The sequence below is a fragment of the Clostridium sp. AF17-21AC genome (assembly GCF_003461365.1).
In the GTDB taxonomy this organism is placed as follows: domain Bacteria; phylum Bacillota; class Clostridia; order Lachnospirales; family Lachnospiraceae; genus Coprococcus; species Coprococcus ammoniilyticus.
Genome location: NZ_QTWY01000006.1, coordinates 123,952 through 150,623 on the forward strand (window position 1 = coordinate 123,952; position 26,672 = coordinate 150,623).

Consider the following 26,672-nt stretch of genomic DNA (forward strand, 5'->3'; position numbering starts at 1 on the left):
CCTGAATGCCATGCAACCGGTTTTTCCGGTAAAACCATGGAATGTAAATAACCGCCGGGGGGCATACTGTTATATCGCCACAGGCGGTTATCAACATTCCATGGTTTTATGAATTTAAGAGTGTGTACATTACGGCCTTTTCAGCATGACGACGGTTTTCTGCCTCGTCTAGGATGTGATCGAGGTTCTTATCTACGACATCCTGAGAGATTTCGAAGCCGACATGCATTGGCATATCGTGGAATACGATCGCTTTGCTGTCTTTTGTGAAGTCGCCGTTTAACTGGTAAGGCATCATCTTTGCAAGGGTTTCTTCCTTCTGCTTTTGGTAAGCAGGATTGTTGAAGAATTCCATATCTACCCATGTATCTGTGTAGAGGACATCCATCTTATTTGCATATTCCTTTGCTTCTTCCATGGACATGGCAGGATCAAGCTCGATATAATGGCCGCTTTTCTTTGCTTCTTCATAGAAATCAGGACCACAGGCTGTCTCATTTACAAGTGGAGTCAGTCCGTATAACGTACCCTTCTTCATCTTGGAGAAGAATTCAACATGGGAGTTAAATACATTGTTCTTTGCACCGATGTACATCAGATTGACATCCAGAGTTCCAAACTTCTCAAGGATCGTGAGGGCATCTGCAAGGATCTGGCATGGATGGTAGGAATTATCACAGCCGTTGATAAATGGAACCGTAGCATTCTTGCCAAATAATTCAACAGTTTCATTTTTGATCAGACGTGCCATGATGATATCAACATTACGGCAGACATATTTGATCTCGGAAACAGGCTCGCCGAGTACAAAGTTGGAGTCCTTCCATAACTGGTTGTAGTAGGTACCACCTAACTCGGTAATGCCGGTTGCAAATGAAAGAAAGGTTCTGGTTGATGTCTTTTCAAATAAAGTATAAAGTTTCTTTCCTTTTAAGGATTCGCTGTACTTCTCCGGATTCTTCTTCATATCCAGAGCAAGGTTCAGGATATCCATCAGCTCATCTGCTGTGAATTCCTTGAAGTTTAACATGTTTTTCATAACTGACACCTCTTCTTTAAAATAGTATGTATCCGTCACTGCTTCGCATATATGCATAAATTATACAGAAAAATTGCATATATTCATATAACATAAAATAGAGAAGCAGGGCATATTTATAATATTGTTATTGAAATAATAACGGAAAAACAAATTGTATCACGATATGTATTTTTTTTCAATTTTTTTGTATTTATTTTGCAAACATACAGGACGATAACAGATAGATACTGGTACATTATGCATAAATATAGCAGAATAAGCAATATTTTGGTACAGACTTCATTGACAGCAGTTTATAAATATTTTATACTTTTTATTATATGAAATCAGAGATGCGGAAGGAGCATCGGCAAGGAGGAAAGTATGAAACAAAGAAGTATTGGTATGTGTATCTTATTGACGATCGTTACCTGTGGTATTTATGGACTTTACTGGTTTGTATGTATTACAGACGATACAAATGAGATGTCGGGTGAGAATGAACTGGCAGGTGGCGGAATGGCACTGCTGCTTACACTTGTTACCTGTGGTATTTATGGATGGTACTGGGCTTACAAGATGGGTGAAAAGGTCGATATCATTAAGAGCAGAGGCGGTATGCCATCCAGCAACAGCGGTATCCTGTTTGTAGTTCTTCAGTTATTTGGACTTGGAATTATCGACTACGCACTGGCACAGGATGCGATTAATAAGTACAGCGGCACGAACGGATATGGCCAGCCATATAATGGTGGATATCAGAACCAGCAGTATAACGGCTATAATCAGAACCAGCAGTACGGCGGTTACAACCAGAATCAGCAGCCATATAACGGCGGATACAACCAGAATCAGCAGTATGGTGGCTATGATCAGAGCCAGCAGTATGGTGGTTACAACCAGAGCGGCAATAATCCATACAGCAATGGAAATGATAATAACAACCCATATAACGGACAGTAAGAAACATATATGGAAGAAAAGAAAAATCGTGTCCGAAAGATTATATATCGGGATAGCATTATTCTTTTAGCAGGAATCCTGTATGCGGTATTTGTCAGACTGACCGGTCTGGCAGTACCCTGCATATTCCGGACACTGACCGGATGGCAGTGCCCCGGTTGTGGGATAACCAGAGCATGCCTGTCTTTATTAAAAGGAGAGATACGGACATCCTTTTCCTATAATCCGTTTTTGTACATTGCAGGACCATGTATCATATATCTGATAGTCAGGGGAGATTTGAACTACATAAAAGGAGACGCATATCGGCTGGGTTCAGCGGACACGGTTTTAATCTATATACTGATCATGGCGGCGCTGATATTCGGCGTTGTGAGAAATTTATAAAAAAATTTATAAAATACCATCTTTTATTTGACAGAACATAGCATTATAAAAGTTTTAGTGTAAGGTTTTGTTGAATGAAAGATGGTATTTTTATACGGCTTTTTCTTTATTTGCAAGGATGATGCCGGCACAGACAAGAACAAGTGCGACCAGACAGCGGATGTTTAAGGCAGATGTTTCATGCAGAAGCAGAGCTGATAACAGTACGCCAAAGACCGGATTCGAGAAGCCGTAGACGGCGATCCGGGATACCGGGTTGTGCGCTAACAGCAGACTCCATAATGTATAGGCGCAGGCCGAGATGAACGCCATATAGAGCAGAAGCAGGACAGCAGGAGCGGAGTCTCCTGCGATATGTCCGCCTCCGGCAAGTCCGCAAAGGATCATCACGAAGCCGCCGACAAAGAACTGCCAGCCGCTGAGCAGAACCGGATTCTCCTTATCGGAAAAATATTTGATGATAACTGAAGAGAAAGCATAAGCCACTGTTGATAACAGGATGAAGCCTTCTCCGGTGAGAGAGAAATGCGCGTCTACACCATTTCCCAGATTGATGATAACAACTCCGATAAATCCAATCAGACATCCAAGCATCTTTTTGGATGTAACCTTTTCCATTTTAAATAACAGACCCGATACAAGAATCGCCAGAAAGACGTTTGTCGCTTCAATGATCGCTGCCTTGCTTCCGGTCGTATTTGCCAAACCGATGTAAAAGAAGACGTATTGCAGGATAGTCTGGAACAATGACAGGATAAAGATACGTTTGACCGTTGTCCTGTTATGTGGGATCAAAGGCTTTTTATATATGAAGCTGCAGATAAGGATAACCATAAGTCCGGCGAGCAGAAAACGGATGCCGGCGAACAGAATCTGGGATGCGGTATCATTTCCGCCGATTGAAAACATCCGGTAGCCGATCTTGATGCAGGGAAAGGCGCTTCCCCATAAGGCACAGCAGATGAGTGCAAGTGTGATAACAACAGGTGTTTTCGTTAAAAAATTTTTCATGACAGAATAACCTCAATAATAAAAGTATAATTTTAAACAGTAACAGATGACGGCAGATCCACAGATGTGTCGTGCGGTATTACATGATCGCACTGTTCGGACATACTATAGCATAAAAGAAATCCGAAAAAAAAGACATAATTTTATTTAGAGATGAAGGTTGCAAAAACTGTATAAAAACAAATGGAATCTGTTGACAATTTGCACAAAAAAGGCATATAATTTTTGTTATCTGAGCACATAAGATTGCCAGAAAAAATAGCGCAGACATTTCATTCGTGTTTGTAGTTTTATCAAGGAGGGTTTTTGAAATGGCAAAAAAACCGTATTATATTACAACCGCCATTGCATATGCATCAGGTAAACCTCATATAGGCAACACCTACGAGATTGTGTTGGCTGACAGCATTGCAAGGTACAAGAGATTCGCAGGATATGATGTAAGATTCCAGACCGGAACCGATGAACATGGTCAGAAGATCGAGAATAAGGCTTTTGAGAACATGCAGACTCCAAAGGAATTCGTTGACGAGATTTCAGGCGAGATTAAGAATATCTGGGATCTGATGAACACATCTTACGACAAATTTATCAGAACAACAGATGCAGACCATGAGAGACAGGTTCAGAAGATTTTTAAGAAGCTGTACGATCAGGGTGACATATATAAGGGAGAATATGTAGGAAAATATTGTACTCCATGTGAATCCTTCTTTACAGATTCACAGCTTGTAGACGGCAAATGTCCGGACTGCGGAAGACCGGTACAGGAAGCAAAAGAGGAAGCATATTTCTTCAAACTCAGCAAATATCAGGACAGACTGATGAAGCACATTGAGCAGAATCCTGATTTTATTCAGCCGGAGTCCAGAAAGAACGAGATGATCAATAACTTCATCAAGCCGGGACTTCAGGATCTGTGCGTATCCAGAACATCCTTTAAATGGGGTATCCCGGTTGATTTTGATGACAAGCATGTTATCTATGTATGGATCGATGCATTATCAAACTATATTACAGGTCTTGGATACGATGTAGACGGTAATAACGATGAATTATATAAAAAATACTGGCCTGCTGACTTACATCTGATCGGAAAAGATATCTTAAGATTCCATACGATCTACTGGCCGATCATGCTGATGGCGCTTGGAGTACCGCTTCCAAAGCAGATCTTCGGACATCCATGGCTGATCCAGAATGACGGTAAGATGAGTAAGTCCAAGGGAAATGTAATGTATGCAGATGATATGGTCCGCCTGTTTGGTGTGGATGCAGTCCGTTTCTTCGTTCTGCATGAGATGCCGTTTGAGAATGACGGAATCATTTCATGGGAGCTGGTTGTAGAAAGAATCAATTCCGAGCTTGCAAACACACTTGGAAATCTGGTAAATCGTACGATCTCTATGTCAAACAAATACTTTGGCGGCGTAGTTACGAATACCGGAGTAATAGAAGAAGTAGATGAAGATCTGAAGAATGTCGTATTAAACTGCCGTATCAAGGTCGCAGAATGCATGGATAAGTTAAAGGTTGCAGATGCAATCTCAGAGATCTTCACCTTATTCAAGAGATGCAACAAATATATCGACGAGACCATGCCTTGGGCACTTGCAAAAGATGAAACAAAGCAGGATCGTCTGAATACCGTATTATATAATCTGGTTGAGAGCATCGTGATCGGTGCGTCCCTTCTGGAGCCATATATGCCGGATACCTCTGTTAAGATCCTGAACCAGTTAAATGCTGCAAAGAGAAAGGTAACAGAGCTTGGAAGATTCGGACTTTATCCATCCGGAAACAAGGTAACAGAAACTCCTGAGATCCTGTTCGCAAGACTGGACGTAAAGGAAGTTATGGCAGAAGTTGCCAAGTTTGCACCTCCGGTAGAAGAAACTATCTACGAGAAAGCAAAGAAGCAGAAGGAAGAAAAAGAGAATTCCGAAGAAAAGAAGAAAATGAAACAGGCAGAAGCTAAGGTCGCTGCACTTAACAATGATCCGTCTGTTCTGAATAAACAGCAGATCACGATCGAAGAATTTGAGAAGATGCAGTTGATGATCGGCGAGATCATTGCATGTGAGGAAGTACAGAATTCCAGAAAACTTTTATGTTCTCAGGTTAAATTCGGTGAGAACAATGTGAAACAGATCGTATCGGGAATTAAAGGCTCCTATTCACCGGAAGAAATGGTTGGAAAGCGCGTTGTTGCGATCGTAAACCTGAAGCCATGCAAGCTTGCAGGAGTTGTATCAGAAGGTATGCTGCTGTGTGCAGAGGATGCAGAGGGCAATCTGTCCCTTCTTACAACCGAGAAGAATCTGCCAGGTGGTTCATTCATCAGCTAATTAATAGAAAACGCAGCCCTACAGATATGAAGTCGTTGATTTATTGGGTGGTCTATGATAAAATTTTAATGTCTGCTTATAGTATGGAGGAAAGCAGATTTTGAAAGATTTAGAAATCTTAGCGCCATGTCCCTTTGGATCAACGACGAAAAGGGTGACGAGGATAGAGGTTATCGAAAATTCGGCGGATGCCTCTACGCAGAGTCCGGATGCGCACATGCATGCCAAATATGGAAGAGATTCCAAAACAAAGCAGCATGACCGGATAATTTGATGATGCAGTAAAATATCTGGCGGACGATAAAGACAGATATACGAACAGAAAAAGAAATATGCATCATAAGCCGAAAGGAGATAATTGAATATATGTGTGGAATCATAGGTTTTACAGGCAGAAAGCCGGCGAAGGATATCCTGATCGATGGACTGGAGCGGTTAGAGTACAGAGGCTATGACAGTGCGGGTATTGCACTTTTAAATGACGATGATACATTAACGATCCGGAAGAAGGCAGGAAGAGTCAGCGAACTCAGGGAACTGTGTAAGGATGGAGATTATTCATCGACTTGCGGTATCGGACATACAAGATGGGCAACACATGGTGGAGTTACAGATGCGAATGCGCATCCGCACAGATGTGGAAATGTTGCTCTTATCCACAATGGTATCATTGAGAATTACAGTGACATCATAAGAGAGTATGGACTGGCAGATAAGCTTGTATCAGAAACAGATTCTGAAGTTGTGGCAGCCCTGCTGGATACTTTGTATGATGGTGATCCGATCGCAGCGATTCGGAAGGCGGTTAAGATAATTGCGGGTTCATTTGCGCTTTGCATTATGTTTGCAGACAGACCTGGAATCATATATGCAGTAAGAAATGTCAGCCCGATGGTAGCAGCACACAGCGAAGAAGGATCTATCATTGCGTCAGACCTGACAGCGATCATTTCATTCTCAAAAGATTATTTTGTTGTGCCGGAATATCATATCCTTACAATGACACAGGAAGGAATCCGGGTTGAGGATCTGAAAGGCAATGAAGTAAAACCACAGATGTTAGAGATTACATGGGATATTACAGCCGCTCAGAAAGGTGGATTTCCACATTTCATGTTAAAAGAGATTTATGAGCAGCCGGAATCCCTGAGAAATACGATCACACCAAGAATTGTGAATTCACTCCCTGATTTTACAGAAGACGGGATTGATGATGAAGTATTTAAAAATTGTGAAAATATCACAGTCATTGCATGCGGAACTGCTATGCATGCCGGAATCGTAGGAAAAGCAATGATCGAATCAGAGCTTCGTATACCGGTAAATGTGGAGATCGCATCAGAATTCCGTTATAAAGAACCACTGATCAATGAGAAGACATTGGTTATCGTAACTTCCCAGTCGGGAGAGACAATTGACACATTGGAAGCAATGCGTCTGGCAAAAAGATGTGGTTCCAAGGTTATTTCGATCGTAAATGTAAAAGGGTCTACGATCGCAAGAGAAAGTGATTATGTGTTATATACACATGCCGGACCGGAGATTGCAGTTGCAAGTACAAAGGCATATTCGGTTCAGATGGCGGCAATGTATTTAATCGGCTGCAGGCTTGGACTTGTAAAAGGAATTTATTCAGAAGAGCAGGCAAAGGAATTTATCAGCAAACTGTTGGGAACAATTCCGGTAATAGAAGAAACCCTGCTTCAGGCAGATGAAGTCAAGACTGTTGCTAATTATATAAAGATGGCTCCGGATGCATTCTTTATCGGAAGGGGAATGGATTATACTCTTTCACTGGAGGGGGCTCTGAAGTTGAAGGAGATATCCTATGTTCATGCGGAGGCTTACGCAGCAGGTGAATTAAAACATGGTACGATCGCTCTGATCACAGAGAATGTACCGGTTATCGCGTTAGCGACACAGCCGGCTGTATACGAGAAGATGGTTTCAAATATAAGGGAAGTAAAAGCCAGGGGAGCATATGTTATTCTAATTAGTATGGGTGACGAAGTTACTGACACCCAGATATGTGATAAGCATATAAGAATACCTAAGCAGGATAGTTTATTTACTGTATTTGCAGCGGCTGTTATTTTGCAGTTGATCGCATATTATACATCAGATGCAAAAGGGCTGGATGTAGATAAACCGCGTAATCTTGCCAAGTCTGTTACTGTAGAGTAAATGGGACTTGAGTGGCTGGAGAATAATTGCGGAGGGTGTTATTATGAGCACAGAGAAGACATATTTGTGCGATGAGTACAAATTATATTTTAAGATTGAAGATGATGTCCAGATCCTTCATAATGAAGTCGAGCTGTACAATACATCATTTGTAGGAAACAACAGCTTTTGCCATGAAGAGTATATTGACGGACAGAGAGCGCTTACATATTCGATTCCGGCCATGATTACGATGAATCAGTTTATTACAAAGAAGATTCACAGGGACGAACTGGTGGATATTATGTTCAGCATAGCTGACCAGTTGATGTACCTGAAGGCGAATGATATGCCACTCGGTAAGGTTATCCTGAATATTGGATACATGTATCTGAATCTGGAAGATATGAGTGTTCAGCTTGTATTCCTTCCAATCGATAAACCGATGGAAAAATGCAATATGGAGAAGTTTGTCAGAGATCTGGTAAACAAGCTTGACTTTGCGAATAAGAAAGCTTCAGACTGTGGATATGAACTGATCAAATTCTTTGATCATAATCCATCTTTCTATCTGTCAGAGTTCTACAAGATGATCACAGATATGAAGAACGACAACAATGTTCATCCGGAGGATGAGCAGCATTTCATTGTCAGACCGCAGAAAGCAGAGGCAATAGAAGATACGGAAGTTCCATTACAGACAACCGTTGTATCAATTCCAAGTTTTAAACTGGCAAAGGAAGTTAAGGATTATTCCGGTAATGATATCGGATTTGATGATGATTCAGACATTACATCAACGACTGTTTTGACGAATGCATCCAAGAGCAAACCGGGTCCTGTTATCGTAAGAACCAGAACCGGTGAGCGGATTAAGATCGACAAACCGATCTTCTGTATCGGTAAGTCTGCACAGGGTGTTGATTATCAGGTAACAGACAACAATTCTGTCAGCCGTCGTCATGCATATATCATCAACGTCAATGGTGTTTATTATCTGCGTGATAACAAATCAACCAACCACACCTATCTTGGTGGCAAGATCATCAACAGCGGTACAGACATGATGCTGATCGATGGCAGCAAATTCAAACTTGCAAACGAGGAATTCACATTCCGCGAGAAATAAACCAAAAGGCTTCGTCCTGTTTCTGACAGACGAAGCCTTTTCATATAACTATTCTGTAAGTATTTTATCAATAGGCAGAAAGACAACAGCGTGTAGTATGTATAGATAGAAAAAAGAACAATATCTTTCATGTAGCAGACCTTTTTACTCTGTATAACTTCGAACTAACCTCGGCGAGCCTCGCTAAGGTCTCAGTTACGAACGTCGGTCCTTAACGAACCACCGTTAGGTGGGAGTTTAGTACCGCTACGTGAGAAATAGAACGAGAGTGTTCTGCGTAGTGAAAGGGTATTGTTCTTTTTTTAGATGAAAAATTGGTGCTGTTGTCTTTCGCCCGTTTATTCCTTGGAAGTGTCGGCTTCCGTAGCGTCAGCGGTCTCAGTGGCGATCATTGCCTGGTCGATCTCCTTCAGACTGTCGGATGAGATGCTGTAGTATTCACCGTCATCGTTGATAAGTGCCTTGATGACTACAGGATCCTTGTACTGTGGTTTTTCGGTATGAGAAGAAAGGATCGATGCAATACCGTTTGCAAACTTTTTATCATATTCCTCTTTCTTAACGTCATTATAGACACCGTCGTCTACGTCTTTATTAAAGGCTTCAATATAAGCAATAATTTCATCGTAGGACTGGTCAAGGATTGCCAGTGGATATATGGTTACATCCACATAGTAGTCCCCGTTTTCTTTATAGCTTTCCGATACTTCATATCGTGCATCATTGTAAATAGCGGCAGCAACAGTGGTAAAAGTCTGGTTTACTTCAACAGACTGGTTGGTATTCAGATTATAATGTGTGATCAATTGGTTTGCGAGATTGGAAAGGCAGTCCTGATACAGTGCAAGTGCATCGGTTTCATTTCCTTTATTCTGTTTCACATAATTGGTGTAATCACCTTTATAATTAACATCGAGAAGATTTTTTACATACGATTGGTATGCGGTAACTTTTTTCTGACCACAGCCGGTAAAAGCAAAAAGACAGATCAGGATCATAAATGCAGTGGTCAGGCATTTTCTTGTGTGTTTCATAGTAATAAAAATTCCTCCTAACAGTTCGGTTTGATTTCCTTGTCCAATATAGCACAAAATATGTGCTTTGTAACTAAATTAAGAAAAAATAATTGTGCAAAACTATAAGGGTGTGTTATAATCATTTCAATTAGTGCTTACAGAAAATGAGCATCTGTACTGGAATGCATAAGTATAACACACAGAAATAGACGACGATGGCAGGCGCAATGATCGCCCTGACGACAGGAAGATGCTTAAATAATAGATTATTTTGGAGGGATCATCGTGGCAAAAGACAATAATTTTGATGAGGAAGAAGTAAAGACAGAAGCATCATTTAAGACAGTAACATTTGGTGGATATGATAAGAATTCAGTTGATTATTATATTGAAGAGTTAAAGGCTGATCATGAAAAGGAAGTCAATGAGTTAAAGGCAAATGTAAACAAGCTCAGCGAAGCCGTATTAAGCCTTAAGACTATGAGAGAAGTAAATCTGACAGAGTCAAATAAGACAATTGATGGCTTAAAAGCAAAGAATGCAGAATATGAAAGCGAGATTGAATCTCTGAAGGAGCAGGTAAACGCTTATAAGCAGAAGGAATTCGAATCCGCAGGAAGATATGAATCCATTTCAAGAACACTCTTAGAGGCAAGAGAGAGCGCAGATGCGCTGATCGCCCAGACGAATAAAGAGTGTGAGGCACAGCATGCAGAGATGACTGCAAAGTGTGAAGCAATGGAGAAGGATACAACCGATCGTTGCAATGCACTTGAGACAGAGACAAATGCAAAGTGTAAGCAGATGTATGATGAGACGGAAGCAACTTGCGCAAGTCTGAAGGAACAGGCTTACAACGACAGCGAGCGTACAAGAAATAAAGCACATGAAGCTGCAGAAGCTTTAAGTGCAAAGACAGATTATGAGTGCAGAACCCAGAAGGAAAATGCACAGAAGGAAGCAGAAGCTATTACAAACAAAGCGACCAGCGAAGCATACGTTCTCAGAAAGAATGTAAAGAAGGAATGTGATGCAGTCAGCAAATATATGGGAGAACTTCTGGCTGCCTTAGATGGTGTTGTAGATGCATGTTGTGTAACAAAGGATATTGCAGATAAGGCATTTACAGGTCTGAAGAGTGAAGCAACTTCAATGGTGTCATCCGAGGATGATAAAGAAGCTGCCGGAACGGAAGACGACAAAACAGAGGAATAATATTAACAGCGATATTTAGCATACATGAAACTTTTCTATGGCTGACATGGAAAAGTTTTATGTGTCTATGGGGTTACATAAGAGAAAAGAGGGATACATTTGGAGATAGGCAAAATCAGCAATTATTCAGATTTTCTGAGCCATATTGAATATCCCGCAGTTGTATTCTGCGAGGATGGAGAAGTTTTAAGTATCAATAATGCGGCAGTAAAACTGGTCGGCAACCAGATCGATTCGATCACGATGGAGCCGGATAAGTTTATGTCCAGTGATGAGTTCTGGCCAATTTTAAATGAGAAGAAAACGATTATCTGGCATCGGCTTCTGCTGAATATAAATAAGAAAAAAAGACTGGTTGTAAGTGGATTTGTCAATCAGTTTGAATATAACGGGAAAAAGGCATATATGGTACTGTTTGAACTGCGCTCCGATGTAGCAATCGGAAGTATGAGTCTGGAACGTATCATTAACCATGCGGGCATTCTGGCACTGTATCTCTACAAGCCGGACAGCAGATGGCAGACTCGTTATGTAACAAAGAATATAACGGAATTCGGATATAAAGAAGGTGACTTTTACAGTGGAGCAGTAGGGATTCGCGATATTATAGTTAAGAATGACTATGATATTCTGATCGGGAATCTCTATAAGGCGGAGAATACAGGACATACGGATTTTGAGATGAAGGTACGTTTTGTATCGGCAGAGAGTGCAATCACTACTATGATGCTGAACTGTCACATCGTAAAGTCGCCGGATGGATGTGCTGATGGCATTGAATTATTATTTGTAAAAGAAAAAAAGCATTCCTATGATGGGGAAAAAGGTGAATATATATTATCTGTTATGAACAAGATCAAGAGTCTTGTGATGGTAAAATCCATTAGCAGAGGACACAGCACATTGAAATACATTACACCGAATGCCAGATTACTTGGAATGAATGTGGATGCACTTATGGCGGGAAATAAACTGACAGAAGACTATATTCATCCACAGGATCGCGCAAGAGTTATTCAGAATGCGAAGAATGTGTTAAAGAGTGGTGGATCCGATTATGAGGACGAGTATCGTATCGTAGATGATTATGGAAATGTCAGATGGGTTCGTTCCCAGAACAGTATCACACAGGCAGGGGATTCTTCTTATACGATTGAGTTCTTTATAACAGATATTACAGAAAACAAGAAGCTGCAGAACAGTGTAGAGGAGGCTAAGAAAGAGTATGAAGACAAGCTTTCTTACATTATGAACACGACTGTAGATGAGAATGAATATACGAGCGAGAGTATCGATAAAGACAAATGGAACAGTATTGTAAAAGCATTTGCAAGCTTAAGCGGGCTATATTCAACGGTTGTATCTCCGGCGGGAGATCAGCTTGTAGAACCGGCAGGACCGTCTCTGCATATGGGAAGCTTTTATGATCTTTTTGAAAAACCTCAGTATAAGAGTATCATTGTGAAGTTAAATGAGGTGATCCTTCAGAACAATGTTCCGGTCATTATGGAGATGGATGACGGTATAGATGGAAGTATTATCTGCGGAGCCCCGATTAAGATTGGAGAGAAACACATTGCAACCTGGATCCTGTGCGGATATGATACAGCAGATGTTACAAAGATGAAGAAGGTCTATAAGATCCAGTGGAATATGTGCAATATCTTCTCAGAATATGCATATAATGACAAGGTCCTGTCCAAAGAAGCAGAACGGAGCAAATCTGTTGAGATGTTGTTAGAAGAGAAGATCCAGAGACAGAAGATTCTGACAGAAGCACTCAGTTCCATGGACAGTGATGATAATAAGACAATCAGCAATATTTTGGAAAGAACCAGTGATTATCTGGGAATCGATGTTATGGCGATCTATTCCCTGAACGAAGATCAAGAGTATATGTGCAGTCATATCTGGTCAAGAGAAAAGAACATGTCTGCAGAAGAATATGTGGAAGAATGGCAGCGGGGCAAGAAATTCTTTGCACACAGCAAGGAACGTTCTTACGACTGCATTGTAGCAGATAAGAACCATAACTTTAAGAACTTCCAGAGCAATATGGAGCAGATCGGTGTAACGAGTTTTGTCGCACTCAGCATAGAGATCAATAATATCATCAGCGGTTGTATTGTTATGGCGAACAATCATACAGATAAGATATGGTCAGAGGATGATATTGAATTTTCGAAGGATATTCGAAACGTCATTCAGGGTATCCTTGCCAGAATAGAGGGTGATGGCAACATTCGAATGGTAAATAAGCTTCTGGTAGATACATATAACCATATCAAGATCGGCATCTTTATCCGTGATGAAGAGACCGGAGAGGTATTGTTCTCCAATCAGCCGTTAAACGATATGCTTGGATATGATTTTACAGGAAAAGATAGTAAGACACTGATCCGTGATCTGAATGATACATTTAAAGGTGTATCAACGGTGCAGAAGCCATTTCTGACCGAACGGAAAGAAGTGAGCTGGAGAAGTTATATCAGACAGTTCGATAAGATCATGGATTTATCCGAAGTCAGCATGAAATGGCTTGACGGAAGAAAGGCATCTCTTGTAATATTAAGGGATGTACAGGATTAACAGTAACCAGAAAGGGGACCAATCATGGCAAGTTCAGATATCGGTATAGATTTAGGTACCGCCAGTATATTGGTATATGTAAAAGGCAAGGGCGTTGTATTAAAAGAGCCGTCCGTAGTTGCCTATGACAGAGATACAAATAAAATAGTAGCGATCGGTGAAGAAGCCAGACTGATGCTTGGAAGAACACCGGGAAATATCGTAGCGATCCGCCCACTTCGTCAGGGTGTTATATCAGACTACACAATAACAGAAAAGATGTTAAAGTATTTTGTCCAGAAAGCAGTGGGAAGAAGTTACTTTGGAAGACGTCCACGTATCAGTGTATGTGTGCCTTCGCAGGTAACGGAGGTGGAGAAGAAAGCAGTAGAAGATGCAACTTATGCAGCAGGTGCAAGAGATGTATCGATTATAGAAGAACCGGTGGCAGCAGCAATCGGCGCAGGAATTGATATCTACAGACCATGTGGTAATATGATCGTCGATATCGGTGGCGGAACTTCAGATATTGCCGTTATTTCCCTTGGCGGCCCGGTTGTAAGTGCTTCCATTAAGGTTGCCGGAGATGATTTTGATGAAGCAATCGTGCGTTTTATGAGAAAGAAGCACAATCTTCTGATCGGTGAGAGAACCGCAGAGGAGATTAAGATCAAGATCGGAACCTGTTTCAGAAGACCAGAGAACATCACACTGGATATCCGTGGCAGGAATCTGGTAACCGGACTTCCAAAGACAGTAACAGTAACATCAGATGAGACAGAAGAAGCGCTGCGTGAGCCTGCATCCCAGATCTGTGAAGCCGTTCATTCCGTTCTGGAACGGACACCTCCTGAGCTGGCAGCAGACATTGCAGACAGAGGTATCGTATTGACCGGTGGTGGAGCATTGCTCCATGGACTGGAAGAGCTTCTGGAAGAAAAGACAGGAATTACAACCATGACTGCAGAAGATCCACTTCGTGCAGTTGCTATCGGAACAGGAAAATATATCGAATTACTCAACAGTAAGACAGAGTAACGCAGGAGACTTGTTGTGATAAAAGAAGGTTATGTTGAAAAAGTTATCTATAAAAATGACGACAATGGCTACGCCGTTTTCACTGTAGAAGGTGAAGACGGCGAAGACATTTTTGTCGGAACCCTTCACGGTATCAGTGAAGGAATCTACATATCTGCAGAAGGGGAATATGTCAATCATCCCCAGTATGATCTCCAATTCAAATTTACATCCTATGAAATCAAGATGCCGGACGATATGGTAAGTGTAGAACGATATCTGGGTTCTGGTATCATTAAAGGTGTCGGTGAGGCACTTGCAAAACGTATCGTAAAGAAATTTAAGATGGATTCTCTGCGTATCATTGAAGAAGAGCCGGAACGACTGGCAGAGGTCAAGGGTATCTCGGAGCGGAAAGCAAGAGAGATCGCAGTCTCTTATAATGAAAAGAAAGAGATGCAGGATGCGATCATTTTTCTGACCGGATATGGAATATCGATCAATCTGGCAGTGAAGATCTTCAATGAATACGGTCAGGAGATGTATAAAATCATCCGGTCAAATCCATATAAGATCGCTGAGGATATCAGTGGTGTCGGTTTTAAGACGGCGGATGAGATCGCTGAACGAATGGGGATCAGCAGTGATTCGGATTTTCGTATCAGGGCAGCATTGTTATATACATTGTTAAATGCGAGCCAGCTTGGGCATATGTATCTTCCGAAGCAGATGCTGGTGGCAAAGACGTATTCACTTCTGGTGGATGACAATGTGCCATATAATGAAGAACTGGAAAATGAGATCGGAAGCCAGATTATAGAGCTTCAGATGGCAGGCAAGGCGATCGTAAAGGAGCTTGACGGAGCTGTAATTGCGGTCTATGCTGCGGCAAATTATTATATTGAGCTGAATTCAGCAAGAATATTGTCAGATATCGATCTGGATTTCACATCAGAGGATCGTCCACTGGATAAGATGCTTGCACAGATCGAGGAAGTAGAGAAGATTACACTGGAAGAAAAGCAGAAACTTGCGATCAAGAATGCAGTCAATAACGGCGTGGCAGTGATCACAGGTGGACCGGGTACGGGTAAAACAACAACGATCAATGCCATGATCAAGATGTTTGAGAAATTGAATCTGGAACTGTTGCTTGCAGCACCGACCGGACGCGCGGCAAAGAGGATCACCGAGGCAACCGGATATACGGCACAGACGATCCACCGGCTTCTGGAACTGTCCGGTGGCGGGATTGATGAAGAAGGAAACAGTTCCACCTATACATTTGCAAGAAATTCAAACAATCCGTTAGAAGCGGATGTAATTATCATAGATGAGATGTCGATGGTAGACAGCAGCCTGTTTTACAGTTTACTGCAGGCGATCATGCCGGGAACCAGACTGGTGCTGGTAGGGGATTCCAACCAGCTTCCATCTGTCGGACCGGGAAATGTATTAAAGGACATCATTCGTTCGGAAGTATTTTCCGTAACAGTGTTGGATAAGATATTCCGACAGGGCGAGAACAGTGACATTATCACGAACGCCCATCTGATCAATGCGGGAAAACAGCTTGCGATCAATAATAAAAGCCGGGATTTCTTCTACATACCAAGACAGGGATCACAGGATATTATCGCAGAATTGAAACATCTGATCTTAGACAGTCTGCCTGGGTTCTTCCAGGTCGATCCGATGAACATTCAGGTGCTTACTCCGATGCGGAAGTATGAGCTGGGTGTTGAGAATCTGAATAAACGGCTGCAGGAGATCCTGAACCCACCGAACAGAAGCATACCGGAGAAAGAGAAAAATGACGTTGTATTCCGTAAGGGCGACAAGGTCATGCAGATCAAGAACAATTACAAGCTGGAATGGAAGATCATGGATGCAAAAGGACGCTTCGTGAAGGAAGAGGGGGTAGGTGTATTCAATGGGGATGTCGGTTTTGTAAAAGAGATTGATGAGTTTGATCAGAAGATTGTTGTCGAATATGATGATGGAAGACTGGTAGATTACCTTTACTCCCAGCTTGATGAACTGGAACATGCATATGCTATCACAATACACAAATCACAGGGAAGTGAGTATCCGGTCGTGGTGATTCCGCTTCTTACAGGTCCGGCAAAGCTGCTGAACAGGAATCTGCTCTATACGGCAGTTACAAGGGCAAGAAAGGGTGTTGTGATCGTAGGCAATATAGGTCTGGTTAAGACGATGATTGATAATATCGACGAACAGAAGCGGTATACGACATTTGCAGAACGACTGGTAGAACTGGCATAAATCAGGAGAGGGATAATTTCCGAATGCATTGAATGTGCGAAGCACATGATATAACAGGAAAAGCAATAAAGGGGGCTATATATGCAGATACAGAACAAATGGAACCGGGCAATGATAGATCTGGTATTTCCAAGACGATGCCCGATCTGTGATGAGGTTATGCCGTATGGTGCAAAAGGAATCTGCGGAAAACATGAGTTGCTGCCATATGTGACAGAACCCACATGTATGAAATGTGGAAAAAGTCTGGATGACGAGGAGTTGGAATACTGTGCAGACTGCAGGACGCATACCCGGAGCTTTGAACGGGCATATCCGGTCTTCCGGTATGTGGAACCGGTCGCATCCAGTGTGCTCGCGATCAAATATCACAATAAACGGGAATATGTGGAATATTATGGAAGTCTTGTTGCAGAACGGATCCGGAAAGCGGGACTTGCAGAACGGCTGCAGATCATTTTGCCCGTACCGGTTCACAGAAGTAAATTACGGAAACGGGGATATAATCAGGCGGAGCTGTTGGCAGATGTGGTAGGACGGAGACTGGATATTCCGGTAGATAACGGACATCTGCTCCGTGTGTCGGATACGACACCACAGAAGGAATTATCACCGCTTGAACGTGCAAATAATATAAAACAGGCATTAGAGGTCCGGGCACTTCCGGCGGAATGGAAGACGGTCTTATTAATAGATGATATTTATACGACAGGTGCGACAGTGCAGGCATGTACGGAAGCATTACAGGAGGCTGGCGTGGAACAGGTCTATGTCGGAGTGATATGTATAGGAGAAGGTCGATGAGCTTGCATCGGCCTTTTCTATTTGTGTAAGTTATGAGTCATGATCTGAGTCTGCATGAGATGGACAACTGCCGCAGGTTTTTATATGACACTTGGATTATAGAAGGTTCTGTGTTAGAATAAACAATGTCTGCGGACACTTTGTATTTGCAGACATTGTAACGATATAAAAATGAAAAAAGGCATATTGCCTGGGAGAAAATATGAAATTTCGTCCATGCATCGATATACATAATGGAAAAGTGAAACAGATCGTTGGCAGCAGCCTTCAGGATGAAGGAAATGCTGCAAAAGAGAATTTTGTATCTGAGTACGATGGCGCAGCATTTGCCCGGATGTATAAGGATGCGGGTATACAGGGTGGACATATTATCCTGTTGAATCCGGCGGGAAGCGAGTATTATGAGGAGGATTGCTATCAGGCAGAGCTGGCACTTACGGAATATCCGGGAGGCTTGCAGATCGGTGGCGGTATCAATGCGGAAAATGCCGGACGGTTTCTTGACATGGGGGCATCCCATGTGATTGTTACATCGTATGTATTTAAAAATGGAGAGATCAACTATGACAATCTGGAAGCCATCCGACGGGCAGTTGGCAAGAATCATCTGGTACTGGATCTGAGCTGCAGACGATGCGAGGATGGTTATTATATTGTGACAGATCGCTGGCAGAAGTTCACAAAGGTAAAAATGACGGAAGGAACACTGGATATGCTTGCCGGTTACTGCGATGAATATTTGATCCATGCGGTGGATGTGGAAGGTAAGGCGTCCGGAATCGAGACACATATTGCCGAGCTGCTTGGAAACTGGGGCAGGATCCCTGTGACCTATGCAGGCGGGATCGCGTCCTTTGAGGATCTGGATAAACTGAAGCTGCTTGGCAGAAACCGGGTTGATTTTACAATCGGAAGCGCACTTGATATCTTTGGCGGACATATGCGGTATCAGGATGTCGTGCGATATCCGGAGCAGTAAGAGCTGGCTAATTGTTATGGTATAAAAGTGAAAGACATATGGAGCCGGGAGGCGACGTGTTATAAATATATGTACAGTTGAGAAGGTATCGTACATAAAGAAAATATGGAGGGATAATAAAACATGAGAAAAATGAAAAAAGTTGCTGTTCTTTGTCTGACTGCGGCGATGACCATGTCACTGCTTGCAGGCTGCAGTGGTACAAAGAAAGATGCAGATGGAACGACCGCTGAGACGACAGAGGTTACGACGGAAGCCGAGTCCACTGAGGAAGAAGAAACGACAACGGAGAAGGCAACCGAAGAGGAAACAGAGGAGCCAACAACAGAGGCACTGGGTGTTTCAGATGGTGATAAAGTCATCAATATCAATTTTGATGATAAGGATACGGATGGTTTCCACACCTATACGAATGGTGGAAATGAAGAAATGACCAATGAGGATGGAGAGCTTCACATCAACATCAAAAAGACAGGAAGTGCGGATTATGCAAACCAGATCTATTACGATGGCTTTCGTCTGTATCAGGGATGCGTTTATGAATATTCCTTTGATGTAAGATGCGACATTGAGCGTACGATCGAATGGAGATTACAGATCAATGGCGGAGATTATCATGCATATACCAGTGATGTGATCACGATCGGACCGGAGACGCAGCACATTACAGCACAGTTTACGATGGAAGAGGATTCCGATCCTGCACCTCGTCTTTGCTTTAATATGGGAAAGCAGGAAGGTATGACCGGAGACGAAGCAGAGCATAATATTTATTTTGATAATATCTTATTAGAGGCAGTTGATGCTTCCGGCGCACAGCAGGTAGAAGCAACACCGGATCCTATGGCTATCAATGTGAACCAGGTTGGTTATCTGACCGGCGATTCCAAGGTTGCTACTGTGATCGAAAAAAATGCAAAGTCATTTGAAGTAATAGATGTAACATCAAACAAGTCCGTATATTCAGCAGATCTGCCGGAAGAAGCTACCTACGATCCACCATCAGAGATGTTCTGCAAGCAGGCAGATTTCTCATCCGTAAAGGATGCAGGAACCTATAAGATCAAGACAGATGATGGAGAAGAATCCGCAGAGTTCAAGATCGGTGATGATATCTATGGTGACCTGTATAAGGATGTTGTACTGATGCTGTATAACCAGCGTTGTGGAGTAGAACTTGACAGCAGCATTGCAGGCGAATTTGCACATCCTGCCTGCCATACAGGAGAAGCGGTTGTATACGGGACTGATAAGAAGATCGATGTGACAGGCGGCTGGCATGATGCCGGAGATTATGGCCGTTATGTTGTATCCGGTGCCAAGACGGTACAGGATCTGTTTATGACATACGAGGATAATGAATACAAGGCAGATGATATTGGTATTCCGGAAAGCGGAAACGGTGTTCCGGATATCTTAGATGAAGCAAGATATGAACTGGACTGGATGCTTAAAATGCAGGATGACAATGGTGGTGTATATCACAAGGTAACCTGTGATGTATTTCCTGAGACGGTTATGCCGGAGAAAGAAACAGCACAGTTGATCGCATGTCCGATCTCAAATACAGCCACCGGAGATTTTACAGCTGTTATGGCAAAGGCGTCTGTTCTATATAAAGAATACGATGCAGATTTTGCAGCAAAATGTCTGGAAGCATCAAAGAAAGCATACGAATATCTGAGTGGCAACATGGATGCGCACGGATTCTCCAATCCGGATGATATTGTAACCGGTGAATATCCGGATACCATTTTCCGTGATGAAGCAATCTGGGCAGCAGTAGAATTGTATGCAGCAACCGGAGATGATTCCTATAAGAAAGCAGCCGATGCGATCATTGAGGGCGACGATATTGTAAACTACGGACTTGGATGGGCAGATGTCGGATATTATGCCCTGTACGATTATATTAAGTATGACGGCGGTTCAGCTAAGGCAAACGAACTGTTCTTCAATGAAGTAGATAAGACGGTAGAACAGATCAAAGACAATGGTTTTGGCGTATGGGTATCACCAACTAAGACATTTGCATGGGGAAGTAATATGAACATTGCAAATAAGGGAATGTTACTTCTGATGGCAAACAAGCTGAAGCCAGATGCAGACTATGTAAAATATGCTTCCTATCAGAGAGATTACCTGCTTGGAAGGAATGCAGTCGGCTATTGTTATGTAACAGGCTTTGGTACAAGAACTCCGCTTCATCCACACCACAGACCATCTCAGGTATTAGATGTAGCAATGCCGGGTATGTTAGTTGGCGGAGCAGACAGTAATCTGGAAGATCCATATGCGAAGGCTGTTCTTCTGGGCAAAGCACCGGAGAGCCGCTATGCAGACAATGCACAGTCATTTTCCTGTAATGAGATAACAATCTACTGGAATTCTCCATTGATCTATCTGCTGTCAGGTCTGGGTAATACAAAATAAAAAAGAATACACACACATGAACATGCAGCCGGCAGGGGTATCTGTTCGGCTGCACTGATATAAGAGAGTTATAGTTATGGACACAATAAAGAAGTTATTAAAAAAAGAGATTGTAAGATATGTAATAGCGGGTGTAGCCACGACAGTTGTAAATATTGTTTCATTTTATCTTCTGCGGATGTTCACCGGCTTATCCAGAAGCGGAGCGAATGTCATAGCGATATCGCTGGCGATCCTGTTTGCATTTTTTGCAAATAAGTTTTTTGTATTTACGGAGAGTAGTAAGAAGGATGCCGTGACTTTAAGCCGGGAATTTATATCCTTTGTCGGAACCAGGCTTCTTGCCATGCTGGTCGAAGTAGTTGGAACGAATCTGTTATGTGATTCCTTCCGCTGTAATGAATTCTTATCCAAGATCATTATTCAGTTCTTTGTAGTTGTGATCAATTATGTATTTGGCAAATGTTTCGTCTTTAAGAAAAAAAAGCTGTCTATACGGTTGTTTATGAAGAAAAACTATATTATTCTTCTTGCCGGACTGCTTCCGGCTTGTTTCCTGCTGGGAGTATGGATAGCAGAAAAGATCGGACCATTTGGCGGGAACAGTCTGACCATGGTGGACAGCCTGCATCAGTACCTTCCGTTTTTTTCTGATTATTATGATAAGCTTCAAAATGAAGGAAGTCTGTTTTATACCTGGGATATCGGTCTTGGAAGCAATATGCTGTCGATCATTGCCTATTATATTGCCTGCCCGATCAATTTCCTTGTGGTATTGTTCAAGCAGGAGCATATCTATATTGTGATGAGCTTGTTTATCGGAATCAAGATCATTTTATCCGGTATGTCATTTGCTTATTATATGCGGGAAAAATGTAAGGAACAGGGGAAATATCAGGCAGTGATTCTGATCTTTTCAACGGCATATGCATTAAGCAATTATATTATCGGTTATTCCTGGAACTTAATGTGGATGGATTGCATCCTGATCCTTCCGCTTATTATGGCGGGCTTTGAACGGATGACAGAAACCGGGAATTATAAGTTATATGTGCTGTCCCTGTTCTATGGATTGATGTGTAATTATTATATTTGTTTCATGATCTGTATTTTCCTCGTTATGGAATTCCTGCTGACCAATCATAAGAGCATAAAGAAATTCTTTACGGATGGTTTCCGTTTAGCGGGCTGTTCCTTATTGGCGGCCGGAATGGCAGCATTTCTTCTGATCCCGGCGTACCTTGGACTGAATACAACCGCTTCGGCAAATCGTGTATTTCCGAAAGCAGAATGGTATGGAAGCATCTGGGATCAGATCAAACAGCTTTTTTATCTGACAAAGCCAATCAAGAACCAGCAATTTGACGGCGGGCTGAATATATACTGTGGAACGATCTGTTTTGTTCTGCTGTTTGTATATCTGCTGAACCGTAGGATCAAGTTGTGGGATAAGGTTAAAAATGTGATCATACTTGTAGTTATATTTGCAAGTTTTAACAACCAGCTTTTGAATTATATCTGGCATGGCTTCCATGATCAGTATGGAATCCCGAATCGTTTTTCATTTCTGTTCATTTTCCTGCTGCTTGCCATGTGCTGTGAAGTGCTGATGAAGCTTCAGAAGAAGGATATCCTGTCAGTTATGCTTGGAATTGCCTGTGGATATGCATTCCTGATCCTGGCGACAAAGAAGTGTACACTGGAAAAGGAAACCTTGTTATGGACAGAGATCTTTATAACAGCATACGCAGTATGCATGGTCGGCTTCACATTGACGAAGGGTATGTGGAAACGGATCATATCCTATGTGCTTCTGATTGTCTGTCTGGTTGAGACAACGATCAATGGAATTAAGGGATATGACAGCAATGGTTATGTAGATATCAGTCAGTATTTTGGTCTGGAATCGGAGATCCGGAATGCAATTGATTATCTGGACTGCAAGGATAAGCCATACCGGGTAGAGATGATGAATACAAAGATCGTAGACGAACCGACCTTTTATAATCTGAAAAGCGTCTGTCTGTTTGGCTCGACAGTATCTGCAGATCTGGTTGATATGATGCATGATCTGGGATATTACACAGGAGCAAATGAGTTTCTGTTTGATGGTGGAAATACAGTATCCAATTCCCTGCTTGGTATAAAATATCTGCTTCAGAGGGATGGCGAGTATAATTATTTTGATGTGAATTATGTAAATGAGGTGGATGGTATACGGTTATACGAGAATCCGTATGCATTGAGCCTTGGTTATATGGTCAATAATGATCTGTTGGATTATGATGGCGATATCGGAAATATGTTTGAGACGCTGAACCAGTTTGTGAAGCTGTCTACCGGTGTGCCGGGAGTATTCTCTGAATTATATCCGGAGGTATCCACATACAGTGATAACTGTGAGGTAACGCGTCAGGGAGATCTGAGTGAGTATTATTCATACAAGCGTACCGATAGCAGCACCTGTAACTTCCAGTTGAGCTTTGATATTACGGATGAGACGAATGATATTTATATCATGGCGAATTGCTCCGGTATCAACAAGGTTCGTATCTATATTGACAATGAAGAGAAGAATTATGAAAGACTTCAGAATCAGACCTATCATGTCGGACATCTGGTAAAGGGACAGAAGGTAACGGTTGAGTATTGTTTCCGCGATACCCAGGCAAATACAGGAACTGCCCGGCTGATCGTTGCAGATATGAACTGGGAATCCTTCCTTCAGGCATATGATATCCTGCAGAGCCAGCAGCTTCTTATCGGAAAGATGGAAGATGGATATGTGAAGGGTTATATTACGATCTCATATCCGGGACTGCTGTTCACATCGATCCCATATGATGCCGGATGGACAGCATATGTCGATGGCGAAAAATATGAGATTGACAAGGTTGGAAATGCATTTATTGCATTGAAGCTTGCTGCGGGTGATCATGTGATCGAATTCAAATATTTTCCACCTGGTCTGAAACTTGGACTGATCCTTACCTTTGCATGCTGGCTGCTGTTTGGCTTCCTGTGTGGAAGAAGACAGCTTCAGAACCGGAACGCGGAGAAAACATCAGGCAGGAGAAAACGCAGAACACAGAGTGCCGGCATAAATGAAACGGAGTCGGATGCAACAAGTGATCTGCCAGAACCGGACGACCGGAGCCTGTCAGTAGATGAAGCGGTGGAGCAGACAGAACCGGAGACTTTAGATGATGATTATTATAAGCATGTAGATGAGATCTTGAAGGATGTATTTGATAACGATCCAAAATAAAAAACAGGCATTATAACCATAATGCGTACGCTTTTGTGAGCCGGGAATTGACAGATGTATAACATATATAAAAAACAGGGCATATGGAACCTTGAAATTTGTTTATATCTGCCAGATTCCTGGAGATAGTGTAATCAGTGCATTAGTGATATCTAGTAAAAAATATCAAAAAAGGCCTATAGATTTTATGAAAAATCTATAGGTTTTTTTATCATCTCGTTGACCTTAACATTCATTTATAATATAATAACATGTGGAGTCAAAGTATTAGATTCAAAAAAGTAGAAATAGAGGTGCATCAATGGAGAAAATTAAGGAGTTGGGTTGGAAACCGGTCGCAGCAGCCGGTGCGGTACTTGGTCTTCTGGCAGGTATCTTAGGTGTTGCAGGTGTAGGAGTGGGTGCTCTGATCGTTGGAATACTTGCTGCAGTTGTAACATTTGGAGGAGTATTCATCATCTGTGGTGACGGTACGAGTGGAAGTGGCGGAAAGGGAGATAAATATAAAAAGTTATTTATGAACCTGCCAATCGGTTTTGCACAGGCAAAGATCATAGATGATCCTGTAAATGGTGTCAGTTATCAGATCGTAGATGCAAACGAGATCTTTGGTGAGTATTTCAAGCTGGATGTCAGTGATTACACCGGCAAGAACCTGAAAGAAAGCAAGATCGAGGTCCTTCAGGATATCAATGCCTGGTTTACGGCATATAATAACTCCGGAACAAAAGAAGGAGATCTGATGGATGTTGAGATCACAATGGAATCTCTTCAGAAGGTATTTAACACCGTAATGTATAAGTCAGAAGCAGATTACATTAACATGGTGGTTATTGATATCACAGATCAGAAAGATACAGAGAACAAATTGTCCAAGGCAATTGTTGATGCGAATGCAGCCTATAAGACACAGGCTGAGTTCCTTGCAAATATGAGCCATGAGATCCGTACACCTATCAATGGTATTCTGGGTATGCTCCAGCTTACACTGATGGCTGATGATCTTCAGGCAGATTACAGAGATAACCTTGTAACAGCAAAGAACTGTGCGGATACACTGCTCCGACTGATCAATGATATCCTTGATATCAGTAAGCTGGAAGCAGGAAAGTACAAGATCAAAGAAGAAACATTTGATATCAAACAGGCGATCGAGGAGACGGTTGCTGCTCAGGTACCACTTGCAAATAATAAGGGGTTACAGCTCGACTGTTCATTTGGAAACAATATTCCAAAGCTGGTAAAGGGCGATGGACAGAGAATTCAGCAGGTATTAAACTGCCTGTTATCAAACGCGATCAAGTTTACGTCAGAGGGAAGTGTACGTGTTAAGATCGCATCCATGGATATGGAAGGGGAAAATAAGGTTAAGATCCGTATGGCAGTTGCAGATACCGGTATTGGTATTTCAGAGGCTAACATGAGCAAGCTGTTTATCCGTTTCAGCCAGGTTGATTCTTCTGATACAAGAAGATATGGTGGATCCGGCCTTGGCCTTGTAATCACAAAGCAGATCGTTGAACTGATGGGTGGCAACATTCAGGTTCAGAGTAAGGAAGACATTGGTTCTACGTTCATCGTAGAAGTACCTATGAAGGTTGTAAAGGCATCGGATGATGCATCAGTAGAGATTGAGCAGGAAGAAGAACCGGCTGTATTTTCAATCAATGCACACAGCAAGGCAAGAATCCTTGTAGCTGAGGATGAACCGGTTAATCAGCAGGTAATCGGTAAGTTACTTGGTATGGCAGGCTTCTCTTACGATATTGCAGAGAATGGTCAGAAAGCAGTTGAACTCTTCAAGCAGAAGATTTACGATGCAGCGTTATTTGATGTACAGATGCCTGTTATGGATGGTATCGCAGCTACACAGGAGATCCGTGAGATCGAGCAGAAAGAGAAGAGAAAGAGACTTCCAATTATCGCAGTAACAGCAAGAGCCATGTTTGGTGATAAGGAACGTATTCTTGAGAATAAACTGGATGATTACATAGCAAAACCATATAATCTGAACGATGTTGTTGAGACATTGAACAAATATATTGATGATTAACATAAGGAGGT

At 42.1% G+C, this 26,672-nt stretch carries 17 protein-coding genes; 14 read left to right on the forward strand and 3 right to left on the reverse strand.

Translation table 11 applies throughout. The annotated features are described in order from the left end of the window. Nucleotides 1-106 precede the first annotated feature (106 nt). Nucleotides 107-1,039, reverse strand: coding sequence for an ornithine carbamoyltransferase (locus DWW85_RS10150; protein WP_021944020.1), 933 nt, complete (start codon nt 1,037-1,039; stop codon nt 107-109). A 366-nt stretch (nt 1,040-1,405) separates the two neighbouring features. Here DWW85_RS10150 and DWW85_RS10155 point away from each other — a divergent pair, with 366 nt between their 5' ends. Continuing rightward, nucleotides 1,406-1,984: a DUF4234 domain-containing protein gene (locus DWW85_RS10155; RefSeq protein WP_117808556.1), complete on the forward strand. Its 579-nt coding sequence runs from the start codon at nt 1,406-1,408 to the stop codon at nt 1,982-1,984. A 9-nt stretch (nt 1,985-1,993) separates the two neighbouring features. After that, entirely contained in the window at nt 1,994-2,371 is a 378-nt protein-coding gene (locus tag DWW85_RS10160) for a DUF2752 domain-containing protein (RefSeq protein WP_117808557.1), read from the forward strand. A gap of 90 nt (nt 2,372-2,461) precedes the next feature. Here DWW85_RS10160 and DWW85_RS10165 read toward each other — a convergent pair whose 3' ends face one another. After that, on the reverse strand, nt 2,462-3,382 hold the full coding sequence (locus tag DWW85_RS10165) for a DMT family transporter (RefSeq protein ID WP_117808558.1): 921 nt from the start codon (nt 3,380-3,382) through the stop codon (nt 2,462-2,464). A gap of 311 nt (nt 3,383-3,693) precedes the next feature. On the opposite strand from DWW85_RS10165, the gene metG reads away from it, so the two are divergent. The 3 genes from metG to DWW85_RS10180 all read left to right on the forward strand — a co-directional run bounded on the left by metG (nt 3,694) and on the right by DWW85_RS10180 (nt 9,022). Further along, a complete protein-coding gene (gene metG, locus DWW85_RS10170; RefSeq protein WP_117808559.1) occupies nt 3,694-5,730 on the forward strand; it encodes a methionine--tRNA ligase in 2,037 nt (678 codons plus the stop codon). Nucleotides 5,731-6,096: 366 nt separating this feature from the next. Beyond that, nucleotides 6,097-7,914, forward strand: a complete 1,818-nt coding sequence (gene glmS, locus DWW85_RS10175) for a glutamine--fructose-6-phosphate transaminase (isomerizing) (protein ID WP_021944015.1) — start codon at nt 6,097-6,099, stop codon at nt 7,912-7,914. A gap of 43 nt (nt 7,915-7,957) precedes the next feature. Beyond that, the gene (locus DWW85_RS10180; RefSeq protein WP_173784002.1) at nt 7,958-9,022 is read left to right on the forward strand and encodes a DUF6382 domain-containing protein; all 1,065 of its coding nucleotides are present in this window, start codon (nt 7,958-7,960) and stop codon (nt 9,020-9,022) included. Between the two features lie 338 nt (nt 9,023-9,360). Here DWW85_RS10180 and DWW85_RS10185 read toward each other — a convergent pair whose 3' ends face one another. Further along, nucleotides 9,361-10,056 carry a hypothetical protein gene (locus DWW85_RS10185; RefSeq protein WP_117808561.1) on the reverse strand — a complete coding sequence of 232 codons (696 nt, stop codon included), beginning with the start codon at nt 10,054-10,056 and terminating at the stop codon, nt 9,361-9,363. A gap of 267 nt (nt 10,057-10,323) precedes the next feature. Between DWW85_RS10185 and DWW85_RS10190 the strand changes: the two genes are divergently transcribed. From DWW85_RS10190 to DWW85_RS10230, 9 genes are all read left to right on the forward strand, one after another. Beyond that, a complete protein-coding gene (locus DWW85_RS10190; protein WP_021944012.1) occupies nt 10,324-11,253 on the forward strand; it encodes a hypothetical protein in 930 nt (309 codons plus the stop codon). Between the two features lie 99 nt (nt 11,254-11,352). After that, nucleotides 11,353-13,842, forward strand: a complete 2,490-nt coding sequence (locus tag DWW85_RS10195) for a PAS domain-containing protein (protein ID WP_117808562.1) — start codon at nt 11,353-11,355, stop codon at nt 13,840-13,842. Nucleotides 13,843-13,866: 24 nt separating this feature from the next. Then, the gene (gene mreB / locus DWW85_RS10200) at nt 13,867-14,859 is read left to right on the forward strand and encodes a rod shape-determining protein MreB (RefSeq protein ID WP_021944010.1); all 993 of its coding nucleotides are present in this window, start codon (nt 13,867-13,869) and stop codon (nt 14,857-14,859) included. Between the two features lie 15 nt (nt 14,860-14,874). Further along, nucleotides 14,875-17,124, forward strand: a complete 2,250-nt coding sequence (locus DWW85_RS10205; RefSeq protein WP_117784690.1) for an ATP-dependent RecD-like DNA helicase — start codon at nt 14,875-14,877, stop codon at nt 17,122-17,124. Between the two features lie 81 nt (nt 17,125-17,205). Next, entirely contained in the window at nt 17,206-17,928 is a 723-nt protein-coding gene (locus DWW85_RS10210) for a ComF family protein (RefSeq protein ID WP_117808563.1), read from the forward strand. Between the two features lie 202 nt (nt 17,929-18,130). Continuing rightward, nucleotides 18,131-18,907, forward strand: a complete 777-nt coding sequence (gene hisA / locus DWW85_RS10215) for a phosphoribosylformimino-5-aminoimidazole carboxamide ribotide isomerase (RefSeq protein ID WP_117808564.1) — start codon at nt 18,131-18,133, stop codon at nt 18,905-18,907. Between the two features lie 123 nt (nt 18,908-19,030). After that, nucleotides 19,031-21,340, forward strand: coding sequence for a glycoside hydrolase family 9 protein (locus DWW85_RS10220; RefSeq protein WP_117808565.1), 2,310 nt, complete (start codon nt 19,031-19,033; stop codon nt 21,338-21,340). A gap of 76 nt (nt 21,341-21,416) precedes the next feature. Continuing rightward, on the forward strand, nt 21,417-24,608 hold the full coding sequence (locus tag DWW85_RS10225) for a GtrA family protein (protein ID WP_117808566.1): 3,192 nt from the start codon (nt 21,417-21,419) through the stop codon (nt 24,606-24,608). A 301-nt stretch (nt 24,609-24,909) separates the two neighbouring features. Beyond that, nucleotides 24,910-26,661 (forward strand): ATP-binding protein, encoded by a 1,752-nt coding sequence (locus DWW85_RS10230; RefSeq protein ID WP_117808567.1) that lies wholly within the window; start codon nt 24,910-24,912, stop codon nt 26,659-26,661. Nucleotides 26,662-26,672 lie beyond the last annotated feature (11 nt).

Excerpts from the sequence above, each read along its gene's own strand:
- DWW85_RS10150 (WP_021944020.1), bottom strand. The coding sequence starts at position 1,039 with ATGAAAAACATGTTAAACTTCAAGGAATTCACAGCAGATGAGCTGATG.
- DWW85_RS10155 (WP_117808556.1), top strand. The coding sequence starts at position 1,406 with ATGAAACAAAGAAGTATTGGTATGTGTATCTTATTGACGATCGTTACC.
- DWW85_RS10160 (WP_117808557.1), top strand. The coding sequence starts at position 1,994 with ATGGAAGAAAAGAAAAATCGTGTCCGAAAGATTATATATCGGGATAGC.
- DWW85_RS10165 (WP_117808558.1), bottom strand. The coding sequence starts at position 3,382 with ATGAAAAATTTTTTAACGAAAACACCTGTTGTTATCACACTTGCACTC.
- metG (WP_117808559.1), top strand. The coding sequence starts at position 3,694 with ATGGCAAAAAAACCGTATTATATTACAACCGCCATTGCATATGCATCA.
- glmS (WP_021944015.1), top strand. The coding sequence starts at position 6,097 with ATGTGTGGAATCATAGGTTTTACAGGCAGAAAGCCGGCGAAGGATATC.
- DWW85_RS10180 (WP_173784002.1), top strand. The coding sequence starts at position 7,958 with ATGAGCACAGAGAAGACATATTTGTGCGATGAGTACAAATTATATTTT.
- DWW85_RS10185 (WP_117808561.1), bottom strand. The coding sequence starts at position 10,056 with ATGAAACACACAAGAAAATGCCTGACCACTGCATTTATGATCCTGATC.
- mreB (WP_021944010.1), top strand. The coding sequence starts at position 13,867 with ATGGCAAGTTCAGATATCGGTATAGATTTAGGTACCGCCAGTATATTG.
- DWW85_RS10210 (WP_117808563.1), top strand. The coding sequence starts at position 17,206 with ATGCAGATACAGAACAAATGGAACCGGGCAATGATAGATCTGGTATTT.
- hisA (WP_117808564.1), top strand. The coding sequence starts at position 18,131 with ATGAAATTTCGTCCATGCATCGATATACATAATGGAAAAGTGAAACAG.
- DWW85_RS10220 (WP_117808565.1), top strand. The coding sequence starts at position 19,031 with ATGAGAAAAATGAAAAAAGTTGCTGTTCTTTGTCTGACTGCGGCGATG.
- DWW85_RS10225 (WP_117808566.1), top strand. The coding sequence starts at position 21,417 with ATGGACACAATAAAGAAGTTATTAAAAAAAGAGATTGTAAGATATGTA.
- DWW85_RS10230 (WP_117808567.1), top strand. The coding sequence starts at position 24,910 with ATGGAGAAAATTAAGGAGTTGGGTTGGAAACCGGTCGCAGCAGCCGGT.